We start from the raw sequence: 24,382 nt of genomic DNA, 5'->3' as shown, positions 1-24,382 counted from the left end.
CACCTCAAGTGCTCAGTCTGTCTCTCATTGGTCGCCCCGCGCCGCGCGCAGTCCACGTCGCCGCACCAGATAGAACGCTGCGGGAATCACCACCATGGAGAGCACCGGTGCGGTGAGCATGCCACCCAGCATCGGCGCGGCGATACGTTGCATGACCTCCGAACCGGCACCGGCACCGATGAACAGCGGAAACAAGCCGGCCAGGATGACGGCCACCGTCATCGCCTTGGGGCGTACGCGCTGCACGGCACCTTCGTAGATAGCTTCTTGCAGAGTCGACACATCTTCCGGCGCACCGCTGGCCAAGCGCTGCTCCCAGGCATGGCGCAGGTACAGCAGCATGATGACGCCGAACTCAGCGGCAACGCCGCCCAGGGCGATGAATCCGATCATGCTGGCCACCGAAATCGCATGGCCCAGCCCCCAGATCAACCAGAAACCGCCCACCAATGCCAAGGGCAAGCTGAGCAGGATGATGGATACATCGCTGAGCCTGCGGAACACCATCCAGATGACCAGGAAGATGATCGCCAACGCCGCGGGCACCACCCACTGCAGGCGTGCCAATGCCCGTTGCAGGTACTCGTACTGCCCTGACCAGGCCACCCCATAGCCGGCAGGCAAGCTCACCTGGGACTGCACCGCGGCTTGCAGGTCCTGGACCACCGATCCCAGGTCGCGATCGGCCACATCCACGTAGATATAGCCCACCAACCGGCCGTTATCGCTCTTGAGCATCGGCGGGCCTGGGCTGACCGACAGCTCCGCCACCTGGCTCAAGGTCAGTTGCACACCGCCTGGCGCGATCAGCGGCAGATCCTGCAAGGCCTGCAACGAGTCACGCTGGCCACGGGGGTAGCGTAAGACGATGGGATAGCGCTCGCGCCCCTCGATCGTTTCCCCGATTGGATCACCGCCAACGACCGTGGCAATCAGTTGCTGGAGTTGGCCTTGCGTGAATCCATAACGTGCAGCGATCTCCGGGCGCACCTGTACATCGACATAGCGCCCGCCGGTGACGCGTTCGGCCAGTGCCGAACTCACGCCGGGCACAGTCTTGGCCACCTGCTCGATCTGCTGGCTCAGGCGTTCGATCTGCTCCACATCCGGTCCGGAGACCTTGATCCCAATCGGGCTTTTGATGCCGGTGGCCAACATATCGATGCGATTGCGAATGGGCGGTACCCATAGATTGGTCAGACCGGGAATCTTGACCGCGGCATCCAATTCCTGGCGTAGCTTCTGAGGGGTCATGCCCGGGCGCCATTGATCCCGCGGCTTGAAGGTCACGGTGGTCTCAAACATTTCGATAGGTGCCGGATCGGTCGCACTTTCGGCACGGCCCGCCTTGCCGAACACGTGCTCGACCTCCGGTACGGTTTTGATCATCCGTCCTGAGAGCTGAAGCAACTGGCGCGCCTTGTCAGCTGACAGGCCTGGCAGCGCTGTGGGCATGTACAACAGGCTGCCTTCTTCCAAGGGCGGCATGAACTCACTGCCCAGCCGGCTGAAGGGGATCAAGGTGAGCACCAGCAGCAGGCCGCTGAGCAGCAAGGTGACACCGGGATGTTTGAGGACCCACAGCAGGATGGGCCGGTAGCCGGCGATCAGGATGCGATTGATGGGGTTCTGCTGTTCCGGGCGGATGCGGCCGCGGATCAGGTAGCCCATCAGCACGGGGATCAAGGTCACCGACAACCCTGCTGCGGCGGCCATCGCGTAGGTCTTGGTGTAGGCCAGGGGCGAGAACAATCGCCCTTCCTGCGCCTGCAGGGCAAAAACCGGCACGAAGGATAGAGTGATGACCAGCAAGCTGGCGAACAGGGCCGGTCCGACCTCGGCCGCCGAGCGGGCCATCAACTGCCAGCGCTCCTCACCGTGGGGTTCCCGGCCGTGCGCTTCGCGCCAGTGCTCCAGGTGCTTGTGTGCATTTTCGATCATCACCACCGCTGCATCGACCATCGCACCAATGGCGATGGCGATGCCGCCTAACGACAGCAAGTTGGCGGAGATTCCCTGGGCGTGCATCACGATGAAGGCCGCCAGGATACCCAAGGGCAGGGTGATGACGGCCACCAACGCCGAGCGTAGGTGCCACAGGAACAGCAGGCATACCAGCGCTACGACCAGGAACTCCTCGCCAAGCTTATGGGTGAGGTTGCGCACTGCATCCTGGATCAGCTCGGAGCGGTCGTACACCGGGACCACTTCCACGCCCTCGGGCAAGCTGGATTGCAACGCCTGTAGTCGCGCTTTGACGTTCCGGATGGCCCCCAAGGCATCCTTGCCGGTGCGCAGGACGATCACGCCGCCGGCCACCTCACCTTGACCATCCAACTCTGCGATACCACGACGGAAGACCGGCCCCCGACTGATCGTGGCCACCTCGCCGAGCAAGACGGGGATGCCGTCGTTGCCGGTTACCGGCACCTGTTCGAACGCCTCCTGTGTGCGCAGGTAGCCTTCGCTACGCACCATCAGTTCGGCTTCGCCTTGTTCGATCACCGAGCCCCCGGTAGCGCCGTTGGCCGCATCCACCGCCTCGATGAGCTCAGCCACCGTGAGTCCACGGGCCGCCAACGCCTGCGGATCGGGCTGGATCTGCCAGGCGCGCACCGCACCGCCCACACTGGCTACCTCAGCCACGTCCGGCACGGTTTTTAGCTCATAACGAAGAAACCAGTCCTGCAACGCACGCAGCTGCCCCACATCACGTTGACCGGTCCGATCCACCAAGGCGTACTGGTAGATCCAGCCGAGTCCTGTCGCATCAGGACCCAGCGCCGGATTCACGTTCGGCGGAAGTCGATCGCGCACCTGGCTCAAGTACTCGAGCACTCGAGAGCGTGCCCAGTAAAGATCAGTGGCATCGTCAAACAGGATGTAGACGAACGAATCACCGAAGAAGGAGAAGCCGCGTACCGCCTTCACGCCCGGCACGGACAACATCGTGGTGGCCAACGGGTAGGTGACCTGATCTTCGATGATGCGCGGAGTTTGCCCCGCCCATTGCGTGCGGATGATGACTTGGGTATCGGACAGGTCCGGCAGCGCATCCAGCGGCGTGTTCTTTACCGACCAGATGCCGACCACCGCCAGCAGCGCGGCGGCAACCAGCACCAGCACGCGATTGGCGATGCAAGCATGGATCAGGCGCGCGATCATGGCGTGCCCTCCATCGCTTCGGGCATGACCTCGCTTGCCCGGCAATCGGCGGCTGCGGCGGGGCCAAACTTGGGTACCAACAGCATATCCATGAACGGTGACTTGCCCGGCTTGTCGAAATGCTTCTCCGGCACCATCGGGTCATACCAGTACTGCACCGGGCAGCGCGGCGGCGTGGAGGTAGAGATCTCTGGCGCGACAGGCGCAGGCTGTCTGGACGGTGACGGCACGACAGTGCGTGCGTCGTGCCCGGCGTCATGGCGCTCGTGTACACCTGATGCGCTGGCAGGGCTTGTCGGTTGTGCAGCGCCCAGGCGTTCCAACGCACCGGAGAGACTGGCTTCAGAGTCGAGCAGGAACTGACCGGAAACCACCACGCGTTCACCACCGGCCAAGCCTGCCACGATCTGCGTGCGCCCTTGCACGCTGCGTCCGACACTCACCCGCACTGGCCGGAAGCTCCCGTCCGGATCCTGCACGATGACCCGGCTGTCCCGCCCAGTGGCGATCAGCGCCTCCGTGGGAACGACTGGCAGGGCCTGCTCGGCATCGGGCTGCACCAGAACCTCGGCGAACATGCCCGGCACCAGCCGACGCTGCGGGTTGCGCAGCACAATTCGCGCCCGCTGCGTGCGACTAGCCATGTCGACCTGGGGAAGCAATGCCTGTATCCGTCCGGCAAAGCGCTCTGCCGGCCATGCACTGACCGTGGCCTGCACTGAGGACCCCGGTCGCAAGGTGCCCAGCGCTGCCTGGGGCACCGAGGCCTCCAGCCACAGCGTGTCCAGCCCATTGATCTTGAACAGTGGCGTACCGGGCATCACCGTCTGCCCCTCGCGTGCAAAGATCTCGGTCACGACACCATTGTGGTCTGCGCCAAGCACGACGCCACTTCTGACCGAGGCGCCAGAAGGAACGCCCAACGAACGCAACCGTTGGTGCGCGGCGCCCTGTAGCTCACGCGCGCTCGCGGACTGAGCTTGGCTCAGCGCATGGGCTTCGGCGATGGCGGCGTTCCATGCCGGGGCCTGCACCGTGGCCAGCGCTTGACCACGACGAACCTCGGTAAACGGCGCCTTTACCTGCACGTGGGTGATCAAGCCTTCCATGCGCGCACTGACCACGGTTTCCTGGGTCAGATCCCACGTCAGCGTGCCCGGCACGCGTACGGCACTTCCTAGTGACTCTACCGCCACTTCTTGAGTGCGTATGCCCACGTTCTGCTGCAGGCGCGGATCGATCTGCGTTCCGCCCCCCATGGCCTCATCTGCGTATTTGGGCAGCAACTCCATATCCATGAACGGAGATTTGCCCGGCTTGTCGAATCGCTGCTCCGGCGCCATGGGGTCGTACCAGTACAGCACCTTGCGTGCTTGATCTGCGCCGCTCTTGCCGGTGGGCGGGGTGGTATCAGAGGTTCGAGTCATCCAGGCATAGCCGCCGGCAAAGCCGAGCGCGAGCAACCCGAGGGCCACGGCGAGTTGTGTGAGACGCGTTTTGGTCGGGCTCATGGCGTGTTCTCCTCATGGGGCAGCAGATAGGCCAGTGCCGCCCAGGCACGGCCCTGTTCGCCCAGCAGGCGGGCGTTCTCCAGTTGCAGTTCGATCTCATCGCGCCGCGCTTCCAGCCACGGCTGCAGGTCGGCACCGGCGCCGTAGGCAGCCAACGCTGTGCGTGCACGATCGCGCGCCAAAGGCAGGCTCTGCGTGTTCTGACGCTCCAACTGGCCGGTTAACCCGCGCCATCGCGCCATCGCGCGGTGTACCGACTCGGCTTGGATGCGCCGGGCCTCATCGCGCTCTGCCGACACCGCCTCCAGCTCGGCCCGTCGCGCCGCGATGCCTCGTGCTTGGCGGTTCTTCTGGAACAGCGGCAGACCCACGCCCACTTCCACCATGAGCATGTTGCTGCGCGCCATGCCGTCGGGTGCGCGCTCGCGACGTCCGTAGGTGAGTTCCACACTCCAATCCGGGCGGGTTTCGGCCACGGCCGCATCCACCTGGGCCTGGGCTAAGCTCTGGCGTGCTTCCCAGCCCAGTAGTGGCGTGTGCTGGTCCAGTTTGGCCAGCAGTTGGGCGGGCTCCAATGGCAACTGCGAAAAATCCGGCGCCGTACCACTGGCCAAGATCGCCTCTGGTGCCACACCCAACCACCGCACCAGGCCGGCCTGCGCCGCAGCATGCTCCGCATGTACCTGGTCCAGGCGATTTTCCAACTGCAGTAGGGCGGCCTGAGCGGCAAGCACGTCACTAGCCCCGGCCGTGCCGCCTGCCAAGCGAGCACGCGCCGCACGCTCGGCGATGCGCGCCGGCTCGCGCAAACCTTCCAACGCATCTACGGCTTGCTGCGTACTCCACAGCTCGATCCAGGCCTGCGCGGTCGCTTGGACCACCATCTGCTGTTCGGCCATCGACAGTGAGCGCGCTTGCGCCAGCGTCGCTTGCGCCAGCGCTTGCTCGGCACGTCGTTTCGCACGCGCAGGAAACTCCTGCATCAGACCGACTTGCTGGGTAGTCATCTCATCGGCCCGCAGGCTGAAGGCATCGGGTCCGCTGACGGGCCAGTTCGCAAGCCCCACGATCAAACGTGGGTCGGGCAGCGCGCCAGCACGCGCGGCTTCTTCGGTACTGGCATCGATCTGGGATCGGCGCACCTGCAGGGTAGGGGCGTTAGCAAGCGCCCGTTGTAGGGCTTCTGTGTAGCTGATCGGGATTGCGGGCGGTGCTGCCACCACAGGACCACTGAGGGCCAGGGCAAACACGAATCCACACGCCATCCTGCGCCTTGCACGCAAGAAGAAAGACATCTCCATAAGACCTCCGGACAAACGACAACGAGCGCGCTGCAACGCATGCAGCACGAGCACGGGTCAATCCAGGAGGGGGCTTAAATCAGCAGGCTACAGAAGCGCTGCAGGGGAGGCGGATCGGACACGCACACCGGAACATCCCGATAGAACTGCGCGTGTACCGGTGGCAACAGAGCCTGCACCAGCGCGAAGGCGACCAGCGCCGGCTGGTAAGGCACTTGAGGGGCCTTCGCATCGGCCGTGGCGATGTGATCGCGCTGGCAATGCTGGTCGCACAACGCCGGAGCATCGGGATCCGGCGCGGACATCTCTTCGCAACCGACCATCAGGGTCGCTCGTCCGGCTTCCACCGATTCCAACGGACAGGCGTAGGCCACCAGTGCCAGCTGCTGCAACAGCAGCGCCCACAGTCCCAGCCATGCCAGTCGGGCACGAGGACGGGGGCGCCGCCATCGCCTCAGCAGCTTCACCATGACCGCTTCCGCACGCCCGAAGCAGCGCCTGCGGACGCTGGGCGGATCAGGGCAGGGGACGTGTGAGCTCTCATGATGGCCAGTCTAGCCCTCTTGGGGCCGACGGGCATTGATCAGGATCAAGCCCTTGCGTGGCCTCAGCGGTGGCATCCGCCGCAGCAGGAGGATGCAGCCGGGGTGGGTGGCGTATCGGCCTCAGAAGGGAGCACGGCGGCGATCACATAGCCTTGCCGCTGGATGGCCTCCACCGCCTGTTCTACGGCAAGCAGGCCCTCGATCTTGACCATGCCACTGCCCAGATCGACGTCCACCTGGGCCTGGGGCTCAACGGCCTGAATGGCTTGGGTGACCGTCCGGACACAATGACCACAGGTCATACCTTCAACAACGAGATTCATGGACAACCCTCCAAAAGCATCGGCGGTTTGCCGACGGTGTCACGATGGGCCTTCCCACGGTGGGAAGGTCAAACGACAGGCAAGTTCAGTGATGCCCCGTCCCGCGTTGTTGACCTTCCCATCATGGGAAGGCTCAGGCTACCTGCTCGTTCCTATTGGTCCTTACTCCATGGACATAACGCTCACTTCGCCGCCGCCGGCGCCTACGGACACGCATCGCTTTGGCGTCGCCGGCATGACATGCGCCTCATGTGTAGGCCGGGTAGAACGCAGCTTGCGGGCCGTTGCCGGCGTGAGCGATGCGTCGATCAATCTGGCAACAGAAGTGGCCGAAGTCACCGCGCCGGCAGCCGCGTTTCCTGCCTTGATCGCGGCGGTGAAGCAGGCTGGCTATGAGGTTGCCAGCAAGGAGTGGGATCTGATCATCCAAGGGATGACCTGCGCTTCATGTGTGGCACGGGTAGAGCGTGCGCTGCGCGCTGTGCCGGGCGTGATGGAGGTGTCGGTCAATCTGGCCACCGAGCGCGCGCGCATACGCGCCACGTCACTGGTGGAGGTCGCATCCCTGGTTGCCGCTGTCAGCGCAGCGGGTTACCGCGCGATCGAACCGCAGACTCCGGAAGGCAACACCGATACAGCATCGGCGCGCCAGACGCTCAGTGGTGACACCCTCAAACTGTTGATCGCTGCGGTCCTCTCCCTGCCGTTAGTCGTCCCGATGCTGGGATGGGTCGCAGGGCAGCATTGGATGCTACCTGGCTGGCTGCAATTCTTGCTCGCAACGCCGGTGCAGTTCTGGATTGGCGCGCGTTTCTATCGCGCTGGATGGCACGCCCTGCGCGCTGGCACGGGCAATATGGATTTACTGGTCGCTTTGGGGACCAGTGCCGGTTATGGGCTGAGTGTCTATCACTTGTTCAATGATGCCGGACACCACGGCGATGCCGCGCTGTACTTCGAGACCTCGGCGGTCATCATTACCTTGATCCTGCTGGGCAAGTGGTTAGAGGCCCGCGCCAAACAACAGACCACGCAAGCGATCCGGGCCTTGCAAGCACTGCGGCCAGCCACCGCACGCGTGTATCAGGACGGACAAGAGCGCGAGGTTGCCATTCACGAGGTTGCCGTCTCGGACATTGTCAGTGTGCGGCCAGGCGAGCGCATCCCCGTGGATGGCGTGATCTCGGAGGGCCGCACGCACGTCGATGAGTCCCTGATCACCGGGGAGTCCATGCCCGTGGCGCGCGGGGAGGGCGATCGCGTCACCGGTGGGGCTATCAATGGCGAAGGCCGCATCCTGGTACGCACACTGGCAATCGGCGCCGAGACCGCGTTGTCTCGGATCATTCGCCTCGTGGAGGATGCACAGGCCAAGAAGGCACCTATCCAGCGAACCGTGGATCGGGTGAGCGCGATCTTCGTGCCGGTGGTGATCGGCCTGGCTTTGCTCACGCTGCTCGGGTGGGGGTTGGGAACGGGTGATTGGAACCAGGCGATCCTGAGCGCGGTAGCGGTGCTGGTCATCGCATGCCCATGCGCGCTGGGATTGGCGACCCCGACCGCGATCATGGCCGGCACCGGCGTGGCCGCCCGAGCGGGCATTCTGGTCAAGGATGCCGAGGCGCTGGAAGTGGCACGTACCGTAAAGGTGGTGGCCTTCGACAAGACAGGCACGTTGACCCAAGGACGTCCTGTACTGACCGAGGAGATTGCCACCCGTGGCCACGCAGCCGATCTGTTGCCGTTGGCGGCGGCCCTGCAGCAAGGCAGCGAGCACCCCTTGGCCAGGGCCGTATTGAGCGTGATGGGCCAGCGCGCCATTCCGCTCGCACGCGATGTGCAGGCGGTGCCTGGCCGCGGCATCACCGGCACAGTGGATGGCAGGAACCTGTTGCTGGGCAGTACCCGCATGATGCTTGAGCATGGCGTGGAGCTCACAGCATTGCAGACCCGGGCCGAACTACTCAGCCAGACCGGCCACACGGTGTCATGGCTGGCAGAGCAGGGCACCGATCATCCGCAGTTGCTCGGCATACTGGCCTTTGAGGACCCGCCGCGTCTGGGTGCAGCGGCGGCTGTTCAACGGCTGCACACGCTGGGTTTGCGCACCGTCATGATTTCTGGCGACAATCCCGGCGCCGCCGCCTCGGTGGCAAAGGTGCTGGGCATCCAAGAGGTGCGCGCCAATGTATTGCCTGAGCAGAAAGCTGCGTTGGTCGCTGAATTGGCTCAGTCGGCACCGGTGGCCATGGTCGGCGATGGTGTCAACGATGCGCCAGCGTTGGCTGCTGCCAACCTGGGGGTGGCCATGGGAACCGGTACCGATGTGGCGATGCATGCCGCTGGGGTTACCCTAATGCGCGCTGAGCCGGGTCTGATCGCCGATGCCATCGACATTTCCCGCCGCACGACCCGCAAGATCCATCAGAACCTGTTCTGGGCCTTCGGTTACAACGTGGTCGGGATTCCTCTGGCGGCCCTGGGCTTGCTTGATCCGGTCATCGCCGGCGCAGCGATGGCCTTGTCCAGCGTGAGCGTGATTGCCAACACGCTGCTGTTGCGCCGTTGGCAGCCAACCAAGATCGATGTGGGAGAGGCATGATGGCAACCAGACGCAGCTCCAGGGCACTGCGACCCGAACTGGCCGACGCGCGCGAAGCCGGATTGCATAACATTGGCGAGGCCGCCGCGCTCAGCGAGGTCAGCGCCAAGATGATTCGCCACTATGAGGGGATCGATCTGATCCCTCCGGCCAGCCGCACCTTTGCTGGCTATCGCCTCTACACCGATGCCGATGTGCACAGGCTTCGGTTCATTCGTCGTGCCCGCAACCTGGGATTTTCCATCAAACAAATCCAATCGCTCCTAGGCTTGTGGAGCGATGACCGGCGAGCCAGCGCCCAGGTCAAGAAACTGGCCCAGGGCCACATCGACGATCTGCAGATCAAGATTACCGAGATGCAGGCCATGCAGCGAACGCTACGCGACCTAGCAAGTCGATGCCATGGCGACAACCGCCCGGAATGTCCGATTCTGGACGATTTGGCGAGTCCGACGAACGGGCATTGACGTTGCCACAGTGGGAAGCCTGACGCTGGCTATCCCTGCTGGTTGGAGCAGCAACGCATGCATCGACTACATATCCCGGCCATGGCTTGCAGCGCATGTGTGGCACCCATTCGACGTGCGCTGATGAGCGTAGACCCCTCGATGCGGGCGCAGTTCATGCCGGACCAACGCCGCATCAGTCTCGAAACCCGCCGTCCGCTTGAGCTGATAAAGCAAGCACTCAGCTCGATCGGCTATCCGGCCCATATTGTTCATTAATGGCGTCATCAAAGAATGCGTTGTGTCATTGCGCCATCTCGATCGCCACCTCTCACCAAACTCGCCGAATGAGCCTCATGCACGCCTACCGCATCATCCGTGGACAGGGTCCACAAAGCCTTCATAGAATCGAGGTTCCGCCCTCGTCCTTGGGTGAGAACCAGGTGCTACTGGCCGTCAAGGCCGCCTCGCTCAACTACCGCGACTTACTCGTTGCTCACGGTCAGATGGGGGCCGGCGAAGCCCGCATCCCATTGTCGGATGCCGCCGGACAAGTAGTAGCTGTCGGTTCGGCGATCACCGACTTCTCCATCGGTGATGCCGTACTCCCCATCTTCTTTCCGCGATGGACTGAGGGATTTCCCAGCGAGCAGGCGCTGTCCCTGTCGCTGGGTGGCAACATCGACGGTGTGCTGACGACACATCTGGTGGTCGATCAAAGCGCATTGGTGCACGCGCCACGCACTCTGTCATGGGAGCAAGCTTCTACGATCGCCTGCGCAGGGGTCACTGCCTGGCACGCGTTGTTTGAGTTGGGCGCGCTGCCCGACGGTGCACATGTGCTGATTCAGGGCACCGGCGGCGTGTCTACATGGGCGGTCCAGCTCGCGTTGGCAGCCGGCTTGCGCGTCACGGTGCTCTCTGGGAGGGAAGAGGGCATCGAGCACATGGTGGCATTGGGGGCACACGCTGCCATCAACTACAACACCGATCCCAACTGGGATGAAACGGTGCTCCGCACGACCGGCGGCGTAGATCTGGTGATGGACATCGGTGGAGCCGGCACGATTGCTCGCTCGCTGCGAAGTCTGCGCCCCGGCGGCCAAGTCGTGACCATCGGTGGCGTCGCTGGCGGATTTGCATTGAGCATCGATCCATTCTCACTCATCGGCGGAAAGTCGCTCACCGGGGTGGTAGTGGGTTCCAAGAAAATGACCAAAGCCCTCATCCGCTTCATCGACGAACACGCCATCGTGCCGGTTATCGACACCATCTTTCCTTTTGCTGAAGCTGCTGCCGCGTTTGCGCGCATGGAACATGGAAGGCCCATCGGCAAAGTGGTCATCGCCATCAACTAGCCTCTCGGCTTCACACGAGCACCTTCATGCCTCTGATCAACATCAAAGTCTCAGCATCTTCGTCTCCCGCGCTGACCGCAAAGATATCTACACAGGTGAGCGATCTGACCAGCCGGATTCTAGGAAAGAAGGCGGGCCTGATCGCGACGATCATCACGTACGTCCGGCCTGAAGATTGGCTGATCGGAGGAAAGACGCTGAGCGAGATTGGCGTCTCAAGCTTCTCGCTGGAGATCATCGTGACGGATGAGACCAACACCAAAGCGGAGAAGGCAGAGTATCTTGCCGAGGTATTCGCCTGCTTTGAGCGCCTGTTAGGCCCCGTGCACCCGACAAGCTATGTACATGTCCACGATGCGCGCGCCTCGGCCTATGGCTACGGTGGGCGTACGCAAGAAGCGCGGTTCCATCAGTCCTGACATTCCCGTTGCACGCATATCTCGCACGAAAGGGCGCTGTCCGGACAAGTTTTCAGGCACTCCCGTGCCTAGGAGCTTTCGCCGGGTACTGCAAAGATCTGTCTGATGTCCATGGGAGTCGTGCGGCCATCTTTTGCTACGAGCTCATGAAAAGCTTCTTGAACTTTGGAGAGTTGGGCCATCGGCAAAGTGATCTCGCCCGATCTGACCGGATCGCACCAGAACGCCGTGTTGGTCAACGCAACATGCTGGCGGCAAACCATTGGACGGTCCTCGTAGATCGAACATTGCTCCTGGATGAGAAAGGGGCAGGGCGAACCATGGAAGTCGGCGCTAGGAAGCGACTTCGGCAATCGAGAATGCGAGGAGCGCTTCTCAATAAGCTCGGCCTCAACGGGATAAAGGTGCACCGGGTAGTGGCAACATGCCGAGCAGCCCGCACTGCATGCGACATATGGAGCCATCGCCGCGGACAGGATCTCCATTTCCTTGTGCAAGGCGCGCAGCTTTTTTATCGGGCTTCCAGGCAAGGCGGCCAGCCGACTGGCCAAGCTGGCTTCTCTGTCTTGGGTTTCCATCGGAATGCCAGTAAGCATTCGATCGAAATTCGCCTGGGCATTCTTCTTGGCCTGAGCAGGATCGCGCTCTGAGTCATCCGTTTGCAGCGTCATCGGTGCTCCTCAAGCGTGCCGGGTTCATCCTCAAAACCTACCAAGCCTGCGCCCATCATGCTCGCGGAACTGAAGGCTATCAGGGTTGGAGCGTCCGGCGCGGGCTAGCCGCAACGTGAGCAAGACACCGATCGAGGGCGGAGCCATTCAGACACCAGACTCACCAAAACGGCCACGCTGCGGTTTTACATAAGCGACGTTATGCGAAGTAAGTTATTGATTATACCGGATTAATTTGGAAATCGCAAGGTCTGTAGTTGCACCGTGCGCTAGCCGGCCACAGACGCGATAAGCTAAGCATTCCTTAGTTCCAGCCATTCTTGATGTCATGACGACGCCATCTGAGCGCACCCGCAATGTGTTGCAGGCGGGCGCGTTCCTCCGGCAGCTAGCGGCCAGCCAAGCCGTGCCCAAAGAGGTGCGGCAAGAGGCATATCGACTGCTGCGGCACTATCCAACCGTCAGCGACATCGAGGCGATTGCTGAGCACGAAGAGCGGCTGCGAGCGCTGACCCAGTCGGCCTTCGTACGACCCTACCTGAGCAGCGAGATCGAGGCGGATTGGTTCTCCGGATACCCGCTTGGCCCTCATCGCATCTGACTATGAAGCAACCGAGCAGGCCGCGTGCAAGAGGGACTACGTCCGCAGAGGCAGCGCTGGAGGCTTCCTTTGAACGGGCCCGCGACAGCGCAGCCGAGGAAGGGGTTCAGCCGAGATACGTGTAAAAGTGCCCCACAGGACTTGATATCGCAATTCCTTTCAACGACTTAGCCGACATTTTTTTGCTCGGCCGGTTGCGCCAGTAGATCGAGCGTCGGGCACGGTGCGCCTGTCACCACGTGGCGACATTCCTCTACCAAATGCTCAAGGTCGACTTCCAATTGGCGTAGCTCGTCCAAACGCTTCCGTACCTCGGCTAATTTCTGTTCGGTCAGCCGCCGCGTCTGCTCGCAAGCACGTTGGCCTTTGATCTCCAACAACCCTGCTATCTCGTCGAGACTGAATCCCATCGCCTGTGCTCGGCGAATGAACTGAAGTCGGCCGACTTCGTTGAGCCCGTACCGGCGGACGCTGCCCATTGGGCGCTCAGGCTCCGGCAGCAGGCCTCGCCGCTGGTAGTAACGGACCGTTTCGACATGCACGCCAGCGGCCGCGGCCAGCCGGCTGATCGTCATTACGTTGGTGGCCATCGGCTTGACTCCGTACTTAGGTACGGAGATTACCATGCGGGTATGGCCCAACGTCCCGAACAGTCCTCCTTGCCTGCCCTCTTGGGCGCCGCCGTCGCGGCCATTGGCGCGTCCGTGTGTTGTGTCGTGCCCCTGGTGCTGGTCCTGATGGGCATCAGCGGTGCCTGGATCGCCAATCTCACTGCCCTGGACGCGTGGCGCCCGTGGTTCAGCGCGGCCACGTTGGTGTTCTTGGGCTGGGCATTCTGGATGCTCTACAGCCCGGCCTCGCGCTGCCGTATCGACGGCATCTGCGTCGATCCCGCGCGATTGCGACGCCGACGGCGCTGGCTGTGGTTCGCCACCGGCCTGATCGCTCTGCTGCTGCTCTTCCCTTACTACATCGGCTGGTTCCTGTAGGAGTCCCACATGCGCAAGATCCTTCTCGGTTTGGTATTCACGGCATGGATGGGCCTGGCTTGGTCGGCTACGCCAAAGAAGGTTGTCCTGCAGGTGGAAAACATGACCTGCCCGGCGTGCAGAATCACGATCGAAAAGGCGTTGGACACAGTCCCGGGCGTAACGGCGAAGCGTGTTGACACCCAAGCTGCCACCGTGACGGTGGCGTTCGATGCCGAGCGCACCAACGCGGCCGCCATCGCGAAGGTCATCACAGATGCCGGTTTTCCAGCCACTACCAAAGTGAGCGCGAACGGTGGCTGAGATGCAGTTGCAAAGCACGCTCACGTGCCCGGCATGTGGACATCAGGCCACTGAAACCATGCCCACCACGGCGTGCCAGTTCTTCTACGAGTGCTCCGCCTGCCACACGCTCCTGCGGCCGAAAACAGGCGATTGCTGCGTGTTCTGTTCCTACGGTACGGTGCCGTGCCCGCCCATCCAGCAACACAGTCCCTGCTGCGGCAGTGCAGATTGACCCACGCTATGCCGCCAGGGCCAGCTCGATTTCGTACGGTTCTGGAAGAGCGTCCACGTCGATCAGGTAGTCGCCGAAGCGCTTCACGTGGCTGGTCACGTAGGGACTGAGTGCCGCCACGTCCTCCGGGGTGATCTTCCAACCTGCTCGCATCAGCATCTTAATGATGCGGGTCTGTTCGACCACGTTGTGAAAGATGACGGCGTTGGCGACCAGGTCGTTGTACTTGACCGCCTTCTCCTGTTCGAGCGGATCGTTATCGGCGATCACGCCCTCTCCGCCGAAGAAGAAATACTTCGAGAACCCGTTATAGGCCTCGACCTTGTTGGTGGAGGCCGTGATCTGCTCGCGCAACTCCCGGTCGGAAATGTACTGCAGCAGGAACAACGTGCGCACCGCGGCACCGAGTGCCCGGAAGGCCTGATACAGGCGGTTCTTGCGGCTGTAGTTGCCCAGCTTGCGCAGCAGCGTCGAGGCCGCGATCTTGCCGGACTTGATCGATAGCACCACTTGCATCAGATCCTTCCAGTGGGTCTCGATCAGGTCCCAGTCCATGTCTTCCCGGAATAGCGCATCGATGTGCTCGTAGCGGCTGTCCTCATCCGGACGGAAGAACCGGTAGTCGCGCCAGTTGCGGATGCGCGGCATCAGCTGGATGCCCAGCAAGTGCGACAGCCCGAACACCGGCAGCGACTGACCCTGGGTATCGGCGTGGACGGTGTCGGGTTGGATGTCGGAGGTGTTCTTCAGCAGCCCATCGATGATGTACACCGCTTCCCAGACACCGCACGGGATGAAGTGGCTGAAGAGCGCCACGTAGGTGTCCGAGACGTGGTGATAGGCAATGCCGCCGTAGCCGCCATAGCGGATGTGGTACGACGCCAGCAGGTTCTGGTCGTACAGGTCGTACTTGGTACCGTCGGCTGCGGCACGCTTGCCATCGCCCCAGAATTTCGGGAGCTGCAGGCCGGCATAGCTGTTGATGATGTCGCGACAGGCCGCTGCCAGCTTGTTCGCATCCACGTGACGGCGATTGACGAACGACAGCATGTGCGCCGACGCGGCACCACGCAGGTGCCGCGCGGCCTGGGCCGGGCCTAGGTTGCAGCCATAGGTGAACGCCGTCAGCACGTAGCGTTCGGTGGGCTGGTCGATCTTGGTGTCGGACCCGGACAGCGGTCCGAAATGCCGCGGCCAGCGGGTCCAGTGGGCCACGTCGCACAGGATCTCGATGACGCTGCGCTCACGCAGGCGGTCGAGGATCGCAGTCTCCAGGGCGCGGGCGCCGCTGCTCATGTCCTTGGCCTTGTGGCGCTTGAGCACCGGCAACCCGTCGTCGCCGATGATCACCTGACCGTTTTCCAGGTAGCCCTGATCCGTCAGGTCCGCGACTTGCATCAGCTTGGCCTGCAAGGCATTGACGAATCCCACCGCAGAGGCCGGCAAGCCCACCTGGCGACAGTAGTCGTCCAGCAACGGCTCGCACTGCTCCCATGGCAGCAACTGCTCGCGGTAATCGGCGTAGGTTTCCGAACCGCGCACGGCCACGTCGCCGGATTTCAGTTCGTTGGCCAGTGAGGAGAACACGCATACCTCGAACAGGCGGCGGTGGATGCGTTCCTCGCCCTGCTCGGTGCGGTGGGTGATGGTCTTTCGCCAGAGCTGGGTTGTGAACGCCAGATCGACCGGCTCGTCGAGCCAGTCGCCGCGGGCACGCTCCTGCGACAGGATCAGCTCGATCGCGTCGATCAACGAACGGTCTTCGGTGGTGGATTCCAGATCCAGCATGCGGACCATGCGCAGGATGGTGGCGCGGTGGCTCTTATAGAAAGGCCACAGCAGCGGCAGGTGGTTGTCGCCGCTGTGGGCGGCGATGGCATCGCAATCGGCCCGCAGGGTCTGGACGCCCCCGCGCGTGCTGACCAGATGGCGAATTTCCCGTCCCGCGTCGGTGTCGCCAGGGTGACGATCGAGCACCTGGATCACATCCGACATCGTGGCAACGATGGCCTCGGTCTTCTCGCGATAGCGCGCACGCAGCCGCTCCAGCTCCTCTTTGCCGCGGTTGTGGAGGTTGCCCATGCGTTTGATGAACATCTCCGCCAGGTCATCGCGGGTTTGCACCCGGGCGCGATGAATCAGGCACAGCAATAGCGCGTGTCGTTTGGCCGGGCCGAAATCACGCAGCTCGGCAGCGTCCAGTACCCGGGCTTCGGCGGCGAAGTGCTTGCGCTTGAGCTCCGGCACGTCCGCCAAGTGCCGCTCGCTGCCGACCAGCTCGTCCAACGCCGTGATGTGGTCGAGCAGCTCCTGAAAGTGCTGCAGAGAAGACCGTTTCGGCAGCCGCTTGATCGCCTGCAGCGGACTCTTGAGGCGAGCGTCGATGACGACCAGCAGATCGTCCAGTCGTTGTTTCTCGTCCGCCGTCAGTCGCGCGTCGATGAGGGCGAAGTAACGGCCGTTGACCAGGGTGCGAACTCGGCGCGCCAAGCGATCCAGGGCGGAAAACGCGGGCAACTCGATCCGGTCGCGGACAAGTTGTTCGATCGCCACGTTGATCAGATCGGCCGGGTTGTCCATGACGGCCGCCGCTTCGTGGATCGCACGAGCCGCCACATCGAGGCCGCCATCGGCGTAGGCCCTAACCTGCAGATAGGCCCGGATGCGCTGGAAATATCGGTAGCGCTTGTTCGGCGCGATGTCGGCGGGCTTGATCTGGACCCGGTACCGCAGTGCATTGCGGATGTGCCGCACCACGGCGGCGGGCACCTCATCCACGGCAGGAAAATAACCTAGCCGCTGGAAGGATTTCAGCAGCAGCGCTAGGGTCAACCGATGGCCTGGTTGGCGGGCATTTTCGGTGATGAAGGCCAATTCGGCGTCGGTCAGCGTGTAGGCCGCGACCAGTTCCCGGACGACAGGGTTGCGTTTGAATTGCGGGTACGCGGTCCGTTCGATCGACGCCATGCAGATCCTCAGTCGTTCATGGGGGTGGGAGTGCCGGTGATGGCAGGCCGGCTTCGATGCGCTGCCGTGCGAACGGATCGCCGCCGTCGAGGTAGCGCATGGCCGAGTGCACGTCGCGCCAGCCGACGTATTCCATCAGCGCCTTCACATCCCAGCCGTTCGCGTTGGCCCAGCCGGCGAAACCGCGACGCAGGGAGTGGCTGCTGTAGTCCGCGGCATCGGGAAGGCCGGCTGCGGTGAACAGGCGACGCAGCAGCGGAATCAGGCTGTTGGGGTGCAACGGTGTCGCGCTGACGCGGCCCCAGCGATCGACGCCGCGGAACAACGGTCCCTGCGTCAGGTCGGCCGCGGCCGACCATTCGGCGATTGCGGTCACCGGACACAGACGCGATAACGCCGGCACTTTGTACGTGGTGCCCACAGCCTGGCGGTCGCCCTTGCTGTGCGGCAGGAAGCAGGTCATGCCTTCGCCGGGAACCAGGCGTAGGTGTTCGACCTGCACGCGGATCAGTTCGTCGCCGCGGAAGCCGCGCCAGAAACCGAGCAAGATCAGGGCGCGATCGCGGCGATGACGGAGTTCGTCCGCATGATCGCTGCGTTCCTGCGCCGCGGTGATCACCGCGGCGAGCCAGCCGTCCACCTGCGCCAACCGGGTCAGCTGCAGCGGTTCGGCTTGTTTCTCGACCGACGGATGCAAGGTCTGGATACCCTTGAGTACCTTGCGCACCAGCGGCGCCCGGGTCGGATCAACGAACCCGTGCTCGCGATGCCAGTGCGCCAGCGCGGCGAGCCGTTGCCGAAGCGTGTTGGTGGCGAACTGGCCAGCCTGTTCGGCGAGGTAGCGCGCCACGCTGTCGGGGGTGGCCGGAAGATGGCCACCCCATTCGACCTCGAAGTGCCGTAGCGCGGTGGCGTAGGTGCGCCGCGTGTTTGCACGGGTCGCCGCCTCTACGTAGCGGTCGACACTGTTCATGGGTTCACCCACGTGGGAAGGGCCTGCGCATAAGCATTGGTGATCGGGTAACGCCGCTCGCGTCCGAACGCACGGCGCGAGATCTTCGGCCCCGGTGCCGCCTGCTGGCGCTTCCATTCGTGGCGGCGCACCAGGTCCAGCACGGGGTCCACGACGGCTGGCGCGAACCCGGCGGCCAGGATCTCCTCGCGCGACTGCTCCTGGTCAATATGGCGGAACAGGATAGCGTCGAGCACATCGTACGGCGGCAGCGTGTCCTGGTCGGTCTGGTGCTCGCGCAATTCCGCCGTGGGCGGCCGCGTGATCGCCTCCGGCGGGATGACCGGCGCGCCACCTACCGTGTTGCGCCAGCGCGCCAGCGTGCTCACCTCGGTCTTGTACACATCCTTGAGTGGGGCGTAGCCGCCGCACATGTCGCCGTAGATCGTTGTGTAACCGACCGCGTACTCGCTCTTGTTGCCGGTGGTCAGCAACAGGCCGCCGAGTTTGTTGCTCAGCGCCATCAACAGCGCACCGCGGATGCGCGACTGCAGGTTCTCTTCGGTGGTGTCGACCGGCTTGCCGGAGAAGGTTTCGGCGAGAGCGTCGAGATAACCCTGAAACGGTTTCTCGATCGGCAACGTCAGCAGCCGCACGCCCAGCGCCCGGCACTGCTCGGCGGCCAGATCGTTGCTCATGTCCGCGGTGTAGCGCGATGGCATCCGCACCGCGGTGACGTTGTCGGCGCCCAGCGCATCGACCGCGATCGCCAGCACCACGGCCGAATCGATGCCGCCGGACAGACCCAGCCAGACCGTGCCAAAGCCGTTCTTGCGACAGTAGTCGCCGGTGCCGCGCACTACCGCGCGCCAGGCCAGCGCATCGCGGCTCCCTTCGTCCTCGAACGGCCATGCGACCGGCGTGAACTTGCGCGTCGCCGGCTCGTAATCGGCGACCAGGCGATGCTCCTCGAAGGCTTTGGCGGCGGGATGGATGGTGCCATCGCCATCGGCGAGCAGGGAGGAGCCATCGAAGACCACGGCATCCTGACCACCGACCAGATTCACATAGGCGAACGCCGTGCCGCTCTCACGGATGCGTTCGGCAAGCAAAGCATCGCGTTCGGCGTGTTTGTCGCGCTCAAAAGGTGAGGCGTTGGGCACCACGACCAGATGCGCACCGGCGGCCGTCGTTTGCGCGATGAACTCCACACCCCACAGGTCCTGGCAAATGAGCAGCCCGATGGGAACGCCCTGGATCTCGAAGACACAGGCCGTGCCATCGGGATCCACATCGAAATAGCGGCGTTCGTCGAAGACGGCGTAGTTGGGAAGATCTCGTTTTCGATACGTTGTGGCGACAACACCGTGGCGTAGCACGCTGGCCGCGTTGTAGACCACCGTGCCGACCGATTCTGGCCAGCCCACGACCGCGACAATCCCCGTTGTGCTCGCTGCAATTGCTTGCAATGCCGATTGGCAATCGGAAAGAAAGCTGGGCCGCAGCAATAGGTCTTCCGGTGGATAGCCGCTCAAGGCCAATTCTGGAAACACGACAAGGTCGGCCTGATCGATATCGCGTGCTTGCGCGATCATGGTCGTAATCCGGTGCGCATTGCCCGCGATATCGCCCACGGGAAAATCCGCTTGGACCAGCGCGATCCGCAGCGAAGTGCTCACGACAGGCCGTTATGGACAGGCGATGCGACGGTGCGAATCGCGGTTTGCCGCAGTGTGTCCAGAATCGTGCACTGGGCGCGCTCACCACCGCCGCAGCTGTGGATCACACGTTCCAGCTCCGAGGCCATGCGAGCCAGATCCTTGAGCTTGGCTTGGATCTCCTGCAGGTGTCCACGGGCCAACTGATCGACCTCCTGGCAGGACAGGTCCGCATTCTCGGCCAGTCGCAACAGGCTGCGGATTTCTTCCAGGGAGAAGCCCAGGTCGCGGCCACGGGTCACGAAGCGCAGCCGTTCGACATCGATCTGGCTGTAATCGCGATAGCCGCTGCCGGTGCGCCCGGGGCTCGGCATCAGCCCGATGCGCTCGTAATAGCGGATGGTTTCCAGGTGGCAACCGCTGGCAGAGGCAGCCTCACTGATTTTCATTCGCATCTCACTTGACTCTGTAGTAGCTACGGACTTTACGCTACCCACCTTCCCGGCGCCAAGCCGATGTCTGTCATCGGCTTGGCGCTGCTTTCAGCTGCCTCTGGTGGTGTGCATGCCTGTTCTACGTTCGTTTCATCCTGTTTTGATCGCCTGTGCGCTGTGGGCGGCATGCAGCACGGCGGCCTTGGCCGCGCCCAACCCGCGCCAGACCTGGCAGCTGCTGGACTATGTGGCGGTGGACTACGCCGGTGCGATCCAGAACGGGAAAGTGGTCTCCCCGGCAGAGTATGCCGAGATGCGGGAATTTGCCGCCACGATTCGTACCCACCTCGCGGCATTGCCAGCCACCCCCGGCCAGCCGGCCTTGGTCGCGCAGTCCGATCGGCTGGTCGCTGTGGTCGAGGCGAAAGCCGATCCGAAAGTGGTCGCCGACCTAGCTCATCGTCTGGCGGACGATCTGTTGCTGAGCTATCCCGTGGGCGCTGTCCCGTCCGCACCGCCGGATATTGGCCAGGTCGCGCCGCTATATGCTCAACAGTGTGCCTCGTGCCACGGGCCGACCGGCCACGGCGATGGTCCGGTCGCTGTCAGTCTGAATCCGCCACCGATCGCCTTCAGCGATGCGGAGCGGGCGGCCCGACGTAGTCCCTTGGCGCTGTATGAGGTGATCTCGCAGGGCGTCCCTGGCACGGGAATGGCCAGTTTCTCCACGCTGTCGGAAGCCGACCGCTGGGCGTTGGCGTTCTATGTCGGCAGCTTGGCGTATTCGTCCGAGTCGCGTACGCAAGGGGAAGCCCTGTGGCGCGACAACGCCGCACTTCATCGACACGTCGCTTCACTCGAAGCGCTAACACGAACCAGCGAGGCCGGTCTGGCTAAGATCGTTGGCGATTCGCAGGCGCAGGCCATCACCGCCTACCTGCGTTCCAGGCCTCAAGCGGTCACCGAACCGGCCTCTGGTGTCGCCGTTGGTCCATTTGCGCTGGCCCGGCAACGCTTGGCTGATAGCGTCCGTGCCTACGAGGCCGGCGATCCGTCACATGCCAAAGCCCTGGCGCTGTCGTCCTATCTGGACGGCGTCGAGCCGGTGGAACCGACGTTGGCAGCCCGCAATCGCGCCCTGATGATCGAGATCGAGACGACGATGGGACAGTTCCGTGCGCAACTCGGGCACGGGGCGTCGATTCGCGAGGTCAATGCGCAAGCCGCTGAAGTCACCGCGTTGTTTGATCGCGCCGAATCAGTTTTGCAAGACGCCCACACCGATGCGACGAGCGCATTTCTCGGAAGTTTCACGGTTCTCCTGCGCGAGGGCCTGGAGGCACTGCTGATTGTGATCGGCATGATCGCGTTCCTGCGCAAGGCCGAGCGTCGCGAGGTGCTGCCGTACGTCCATGCCGGTTGGGTAGGCGCATTGCTCGCCGGTGTGGCGACCTGGGGTGTGGCCACCTACCTGGTGGGCATCAGCGGGGCCAATCGTGAAGTCACTGAAGGCTTGTCGGCGCTGTTCGCCGCAGCGGTGCTGCTGAGTGTCGGCATCTGGATGCACCAGAAGAGCATGGCAGGTCGCTGGCAACAGTACCTGCACGCCAAGATGTCGGCGGCGCTGACCAGACGCTCGGCCGTGTTCCTGTTCCTACTGGCTTTCGTCGCGGTGTATCGCGAAGTGTTCGAGACGATCTTGTTCTTCATCGCCATGTGGAGCGAACAGAATAGCGGCGCCATTCTCGGCGGGTTGATTGCAGGCAGTGTCGTACTCGCTGCGGTAGCGTTTTGGATGCTGCGTATGAGCAAGCGGCTGCCGATCAGCCAGTTCTTCTCGATCAGCTCGATCCTGATCGCGGTGCTCGCCGTGGTGCTGGTAGGCAAAGGCGTCGCGGCGTTGCAGGAGGCCGGCTGGGTGGCGCAGGCATTGGTCGCGGCGCCGCGCATCGAATGGCTCGGCGTGTATCCGTCCTGGCAATCGCTGCTGGCCCAGTTGGGGGTCGCTGTGGCCGCGTTGATCGGCTTCCTGTTCAATGCCCGTACCTCCCGCGTCGCGGCACGGGCCGCCGAGTGACGCGTGGTCAAGCGAAAGGAATTGATATGCGTCTGCAAGGATTGATTCGTTACGGCAGCTATCCCGTGGTCATGGTGCCTGCGGTGCTGGTCGCGGTGGCCGTGGCCGCTGGCGCCTTACCGGCGTGGCCCACGCTCGCCGTAATGGCCGCGGCCGGTATCGCCAGTGTTGCGCTGCTCGAACGTCTACAGCCGTACGAGCGTGATTGGCTGCGTGATCACGGCGACTTGCGCGCCGATCTGCTGCACGGTACCGCCAATCTGATGCTACTCGCCGGTACGGCCTACGCGCTGCACGCCTTGCGTGGGATCGTGCCGGTGGCCTCGCTGTGGCCGACGCACTGGCCGATCGCGGTGCAACTGCTGCTGGCGGGCGCGATCGTCGATGTTGGGCTGTACGTGATGCACCGAGTCAGCCACCGCTACGCTTGGGCCTGGCGATTGCACGCGATCCACCACAGCGCCGAGCGCCTGTACTGGCTCAACGGTGAGCGTCGGCATCCGCTCAGTGCCCTGCTGATGGCCGGCCCGGGCATTGGCATCGTCATGGCCTTGGGCGCGCCTGCGCAGGTGCTCAGCGCCTGGCTCGGACTGCTCAGTGTGCAATTGGCCTTCCAGCACGCCAACCTCGATTACCGGATTGGTCCACTGCGTCGTTGGTTGGGTGTCGCCGAGATTCATCGCTGGCACCACAAGCGTGAGTACGAAGACGCGCAGGTGAATTTCGGCGAGTTTTTCATGGTGTGGGACCGCGTGTTCGGGACGTTCCATGACCGGCCCGAGCCGTTGGCGGCCGACGCGGTCGGATTGCGCGAACAGATCATGCCGCAAGGGTATTTCGCGCAACTGGCGTGGCCCTTCGCGTCGGCAGTCGACGCCCGTGGACGCGCCTTCGCGCAGCGGCTGGCGGACGGTTATGCGGCACTCTACGCCGGCCACGCCGAACGTGCGTACGCGTTGTTCGAGCAGGCGCATGTGCTCGGGCAGTCGCGCACGATCGCGCATATGCGCAGCCACTGGGCGTTTTTGCGTTGGAGCGTCCACTTCGGCGACCGGCACGAGGCGGTCGGCCAGGCGCCTCGCCTGCTGGCGGCCGTGCTGTTCACCTGGTTGTGGATGCCGCGGGGCAACACCGGCGGCGCCCGCGTCGGCGCGCTGCGCGAGATGCCCATTGCCCCCGAACTTCACCCTTACCTGGAGAACCCCCAATGAGCGATTGCGGCTGCCACCACGAGGCCAAGAACGCACACGAGCGCCGCGTGCTGATGATCGCCTTGGCGCTGAACGCTGCCATGGCGGTCATCGGCGGCGTGGCGGGTTGGATCGCCCAGTCCACCGGCCTGCTGGCGGATGCACTGGACATGCTGTCCGATGCCACGGCCTACGCGATTGGGCTGGTGGCCATTGGCCGCACGGCCCGCTTCAAGGCCAATGCGGCCTGGCTCAGCGGCAGCATCTTGCTCGTGTTGGGCATCGGCGTACTGATCGAGGTCGGTCGTCGGGTCATCCATGGCGCCGAACCGCTCAGCGGCTGGATGATCGGCACGGCCCTGCTGTCGCTGGTGGTCAACGTGACCGTACTGCGCATGCTCTCGCCACTGAAGTCCGGCGAGGTGCATCTGCGCGCGACCTGGTTGTTCACCCGTGCGGACGTAGTGGCCAATATCGGCGTGATCCTGGCCGGCATCCTGGTGCTCTGGTTGGGCTCGCCGTACCCCGATTTCATCATCGGCGCCCTGATCGGCCTGTATGTGATCAAGGAAGCCATCGAGATCCTCGGAGACGCGCGGCGTGCCCAACGTGAGGCCCAAGCGTGAGGCGCGTCGGCGGATGGCGCCGACACTGGG

The 24,382-nt window shown here is 63.5% G+C and carries 21 protein-coding genes and 1 pseudogene; 11 read left to right on the top strand and 11 right to left on the bottom strand.

Annotated elements, in window-relative coordinates; translation table 11 throughout:
- Nucleotides 1–24: 24 nt before the first annotated feature.
- From AC1Q5B_RS12835 to AC1Q5B_RS12815, 5 genes are all read right to left on the bottom strand, one after another.
- On the bottom strand, nucleotides 25–3,165 hold the full coding sequence (locus tag AC1Q5B_RS12835; RefSeq protein ID WP_046932604.1) for an efflux RND transporter permease subunit: 3,141 nt from the start codon (nucleotides 3,163–3,165) through the stop codon (nucleotides 25–27).
- The gene (locus AC1Q5B_RS12830) at nucleotides 3,162–4,676 is read right to left on the bottom strand and encodes an efflux RND transporter periplasmic adaptor subunit (protein ID WP_046932607.1); all 1,515 of its coding nucleotides are present in this window, start codon (nucleotides 4,674–4,676) and stop codon (nucleotides 3,162–3,164) included. The genes AC1Q5B_RS12835 and AC1Q5B_RS12830 overlap by 4 nt, the downstream gene beginning before the upstream one ends.
- Nucleotides 4,673–5,977, bottom strand: a complete 1,305-nt coding sequence (locus AC1Q5B_RS12825) for a TolC family protein (RefSeq protein ID WP_184578737.1) — start codon at nucleotides 5,975–5,977, stop codon at nucleotides 4,673–4,675. Before AC1Q5B_RS12825 ends, AC1Q5B_RS12830 begins: the two co-directional genes overlap by 4 nt.
- Before the next feature lie 74 nt (nucleotides 5,978–6,051).
- Nucleotides 6,052–6,447 (bottom strand): hypothetical protein, encoded by a 396-nt coding sequence (locus AC1Q5B_RS12820; RefSeq protein WP_046933519.1) that lies wholly within the window; start codon nucleotides 6,445–6,447, stop codon nucleotides 6,052–6,054.
- Between the two features lie 137 nt (nucleotides 6,448–6,584).
- Nucleotides 6,585–6,845, bottom strand: a complete 261-nt coding sequence (locus tag AC1Q5B_RS12815; RefSeq protein WP_162337844.1) for a heavy-metal-associated domain-containing protein — start codon at nucleotides 6,843–6,845, stop codon at nucleotides 6,585–6,587.
- Between the two features lie 169 nt (nucleotides 6,846–7,014).
- Between AC1Q5B_RS12815 and AC1Q5B_RS12810 the strand changes: the two genes are divergently transcribed.
- The 4 genes from AC1Q5B_RS12810 to AC1Q5B_RS12795 all read left to right on the top strand — a co-directional run bounded on the left by AC1Q5B_RS12810 (nucleotide 7,015) and on the right by AC1Q5B_RS12795 (nucleotide 11,670).
- Nucleotides 7,015–9,447 carry a heavy metal translocating P-type ATPase gene (locus AC1Q5B_RS12810; protein WP_279911751.1) on the top strand — a complete coding sequence of 811 codons (2,433 nt, stop codon included), beginning with the start codon at nucleotides 7,015–7,017 and terminating at the stop codon, nucleotides 9,445–9,447.
- Nucleotides 9,447–9,914: a Cu(I)-responsive transcriptional regulator gene (gene cueR, locus AC1Q5B_RS12805; protein WP_201417330.1), complete on the top strand. Its 468-nt coding sequence runs from the start codon at nucleotides 9,447–9,449 to the stop codon at nucleotides 9,912–9,914. The genes AC1Q5B_RS12810 and cueR overlap by 1 nt, the downstream gene beginning before the upstream one ends.
- A gap of 335 nt (nucleotides 9,915–10,249) precedes the next feature.
- Nucleotides 10,250–11,251, top strand: coding sequence for a zinc-dependent alcohol dehydrogenase family protein (locus AC1Q5B_RS12800; RefSeq protein ID WP_046933530.1), 1,002 nt, complete (start codon nucleotides 10,250–10,252; stop codon nucleotides 11,249–11,251).
- Nucleotides 11,252–11,277: 26 nt separating this feature from the next.
- A complete protein-coding gene (locus AC1Q5B_RS12795) occupies nucleotides 11,278–11,670 on the top strand; it encodes a tautomerase family protein (RefSeq protein ID WP_046933516.1) in 393 nt (130 codons plus the stop codon).
- 68 nt (nucleotides 11,671–11,738) lie between these two features.
- Here the strand turns inward: AC1Q5B_RS12795 and AC1Q5B_RS12790 are convergent, their stop codons facing one another.
- Nucleotides 11,739–12,341 (bottom strand): YkgJ family cysteine cluster protein, encoded by a 603-nt coding sequence (locus AC1Q5B_RS12790; protein WP_052759651.1) that lies wholly within the window; start codon nucleotides 12,339–12,341, stop codon nucleotides 11,739–11,741.
- A 328-nt stretch (nucleotides 12,342–12,669) separates the two neighbouring features.
- On the opposite strand from AC1Q5B_RS12790, the gene AC1Q5B_RS12785 reads away from it, so the two are divergent.
- Nucleotides 12,670–12,942, top strand: a complete 273-nt coding sequence (locus AC1Q5B_RS12785; protein WP_046933515.1) for a BPSL0761 family protein — start codon at nucleotides 12,670–12,672, stop codon at nucleotides 12,940–12,942.
- 167 nt (nucleotides 12,943–13,109) lie between these two features.
- On the opposite strand, the gene AC1Q5B_RS12780 is transcribed toward AC1Q5B_RS12785, so the two are convergent.
- Complete coding sequence (locus AC1Q5B_RS12780; RefSeq protein WP_182684929.1) at nucleotides 13,110–13,532, bottom strand: MerR family transcriptional regulator; 423 nt, start codon at nucleotides 13,530–13,532, stop codon at nucleotides 13,110–13,112.
- A gap of 69 nt (nucleotides 13,533–13,601) precedes the next feature.
- On the opposite strand from AC1Q5B_RS12780, the gene AC1Q5B_RS12775 reads away from it, so the two are divergent.
- From AC1Q5B_RS12775 to AC1Q5B_RS12765, 3 genes are read left to right on the top strand one after another with little or no spacing between them, the layout of a single operon-like run.
- On the top strand, nucleotides 13,602–13,931 hold the full coding sequence (locus tag AC1Q5B_RS12775) for a mercuric transporter MerT family protein (protein WP_246372752.1): 330 nt from the start codon (nucleotides 13,602–13,604) through the stop codon (nucleotides 13,929–13,931).
- Nucleotides 13,932–13,940: 9 nt separating this feature from the next.
- Nucleotides 13,941–14,234, top strand: coding sequence for a heavy-metal-associated domain-containing protein (locus AC1Q5B_RS12770; protein ID WP_492632029.1), 294 nt, complete (start codon nucleotides 13,941–13,943; stop codon nucleotides 14,232–14,234).
- 1 nt (nucleotide 14,235) lies between these two features.
- Nucleotides 14,236–14,448, top strand: a complete 213-nt coding sequence (locus tag AC1Q5B_RS12765) for a GDCCVxC domain-containing (seleno)protein (RefSeq protein ID WP_246372750.1) — start codon at nucleotides 14,236–14,238, stop codon at nucleotides 14,446–14,448.
- Nucleotides 14,449–14,454: 6 nt separating this feature from the next.
- On the opposite strand, the gene AC1Q5B_RS12760 is transcribed toward AC1Q5B_RS12765, so the two are convergent.
- The 4 genes and pseudogenes from AC1Q5B_RS12760 to AC1Q5B_RS12745 form a co-directional block, all read right to left on the bottom strand.
- Entirely contained in the window at nucleotides 14,455–17,415 is a 2,961-nt protein-coding gene (locus tag AC1Q5B_RS12760; protein ID WP_492632028.1) for a Tn3 family transposase, read from the bottom strand.
- Nucleotides 17,416–17,437: 22 nt separating this feature from the next.
- Nucleotides 17,438–18,388, bottom strand: a pseudogene (locus AC1Q5B_RS12755) (site-specific integrase); the annotation flags it as partial.
- Complete coding sequence (locus tag AC1Q5B_RS12750; protein WP_492632027.1) at nucleotides 18,385–20,046, bottom strand: NAD+ synthase; 1,662 nt, start codon at nucleotides 20,044–20,046, stop codon at nucleotides 18,385–18,387. The pseudogene AC1Q5B_RS12755 and the gene AC1Q5B_RS12750, both read right to left, overlap by 4 nt.
- Complete coding sequence (locus tag AC1Q5B_RS12745; RefSeq protein WP_492632026.1) at nucleotides 20,043–20,474, bottom strand: MerR family transcriptional regulator; 432 nt, start codon at nucleotides 20,472–20,474, stop codon at nucleotides 20,043–20,045. The genes AC1Q5B_RS12750 and AC1Q5B_RS12745 overlap by 4 nt, the downstream gene beginning before the upstream one ends.
- Nucleotides 20,475–20,589: 115 nt before the next feature.
- Here AC1Q5B_RS12745 and AC1Q5B_RS12740 point away from each other — a divergent pair, with 115 nt between their 5' ends.
- The 3 genes from AC1Q5B_RS12740 to AC1Q5B_RS12730 are packed head-to-tail and all read left to right on the top strand — an operon-like array spanning nucleotide 20,590 to nucleotide 24,352.
- On the top strand, nucleotides 20,590–22,536 hold the full coding sequence (locus AC1Q5B_RS12740; protein ID WP_492632025.1) for an FTR1 family protein: 1,947 nt from the start codon (nucleotides 20,590–20,592) through the stop codon (nucleotides 22,534–22,536).
- 26 nt (nucleotides 22,537–22,562) lie between these two features.
- A complete protein-coding gene (locus tag AC1Q5B_RS12735) occupies nucleotides 22,563–23,747 on the top strand; it encodes a DUF3703 domain-containing protein (protein ID WP_492632024.1) in 1,185 nt (394 codons plus the stop codon).
- Nucleotides 23,744–24,352 carry a cation diffusion facilitator family transporter gene (locus AC1Q5B_RS12730; RefSeq protein ID WP_492632023.1) on the top strand — a complete coding sequence of 203 codons (609 nt, stop codon included), beginning with the start codon at nucleotides 23,744–23,746 and terminating at the stop codon, nucleotides 24,350–24,352. Before AC1Q5B_RS12735 ends, AC1Q5B_RS12730 begins: the two co-directional genes overlap by 4 nt.
- Nucleotides 24,353–24,382 lie beyond the last annotated feature (30 nt).

It is taken from the genome of Pseudoxanthomonas sp. GW835-FHT14C01 (assembly GCF_058793715.1).
This window is presented reverse-complemented; position numbering and strand designations above follow the sequence as displayed.

What these genes read in the sequence shown, in the direction of transcription:
- AC1Q5B_RS12830 (WP_046932607.1), bottom strand. Translation starts at nt 4,676, where the DNA reads ATGAGCCCGACCAAAACGCGTCTCACACAACTCGCCGTGGCCCTCGGG.
- AC1Q5B_RS12770 (WP_492632029.1), top strand. Translation starts at nt 13,941, where the DNA reads ATGCGCAAGATCCTTCTCGGTTTGGTATTCACGGCATGGATGGGCCTG.
- AC1Q5B_RS12740 (WP_492632025.1), top strand. Translation starts at nt 20,590, where the DNA reads ATGCCTGTTCTACGTTCGTTTCATCCTGTTTTGATCGCCTGTGCGCTG.
- AC1Q5B_RS12820 (WP_046933519.1), bottom strand. Translation starts at nt 6,447, where the DNA reads ATGGTGAAGCTGCTGAGGCGATGGCGGCGCCCCCGTCCTCGTGCCCGA.
- AC1Q5B_RS12790 (WP_052759651.1), bottom strand. Translation starts at nt 12,341, where the DNA reads ATGACGCTGCAAACGGATGACTCAGAGCGCGATCCTGCTCAGGCCAAG.
- AC1Q5B_RS12785 (WP_046933515.1), top strand. Translation starts at nt 12,670, where the DNA reads ATGACGACGCCATCTGAGCGCACCCGCAATGTGTTGCAGGCGGGCGCG.
- AC1Q5B_RS12735 (WP_492632024.1), top strand. Translation starts at nt 22,563, where the DNA reads ATGCGTCTGCAAGGATTGATTCGTTACGGCAGCTATCCCGTGGTCATG.
- AC1Q5B_RS12745 (WP_492632026.1), bottom strand. Translation starts at nt 20,474, where the DNA reads ATGAAAATCAGTGAGGCTGCCTCTGCCAGCGGTTGCCACCTGGAAACC.
- AC1Q5B_RS12815 (WP_162337844.1), bottom strand. Translation starts at nt 6,845, where the DNA reads ATGAATCTCGTTGTTGAAGGTATGACCTGTGGTCATTGTGTCCGGACG.
- AC1Q5B_RS12835 (WP_046932604.1), bottom strand. Translation starts at nt 3,165, where the DNA reads ATGATCGCGCGCCTGATCCATGCTTGCATCGCCAATCGCGTGCTGGTG.
- AC1Q5B_RS12825 (WP_184578737.1), bottom strand. Translation starts at nt 5,977, where the DNA reads ATGGAGATGTCTTTCTTCTTGCGTGCAAGGCGCAGGATGGCGTGTGGA.
- AC1Q5B_RS12765 (WP_246372750.1), top strand. Translation starts at nt 14,236, where the DNA reads ATGCAGTTGCAAAGCACGCTCACGTGCCCGGCATGTGGACATCAGGCC.
- AC1Q5B_RS12780 (WP_182684929.1), bottom strand. Translation starts at nt 13,532, where the DNA reads ATGGCCACCAACGTAATGACGATCAGCCGGCTGGCCGCGGCCGCTGGC.
- AC1Q5B_RS12795 (WP_046933516.1), top strand. Translation starts at nt 11,278, where the DNA reads ATGCCTCTGATCAACATCAAAGTCTCAGCATCTTCGTCTCCCGCGCTG.
- AC1Q5B_RS12760 (WP_492632028.1), bottom strand. Translation starts at nt 17,415, where the DNA reads ATGGCGTCGATCGAACGGACCGCGTACCCGCAATTCAAACGCAACCCT.
- AC1Q5B_RS12730 (WP_492632023.1), top strand. Translation starts at nt 23,744, where the DNA reads ATGAGCGATTGCGGCTGCCACCACGAGGCCAAGAACGCACACGAGCGC.
- cueR (WP_201417330.1), top strand. Translation starts at nt 9,447, where the DNA reads ATGGCAACCAGACGCAGCTCCAGGGCACTGCGACCCGAACTGGCCGAC.
- AC1Q5B_RS12800 (WP_046933530.1), top strand. Translation starts at nt 10,250, where the DNA reads ATGCACGCCTACCGCATCATCCGTGGACAGGGTCCACAAAGCCTTCAT.
- AC1Q5B_RS12810 (WP_279911751.1), top strand. Translation starts at nt 7,015, where the DNA reads ATGGACATAACGCTCACTTCGCCGCCGCCGGCGCCTACGGACACGCAT.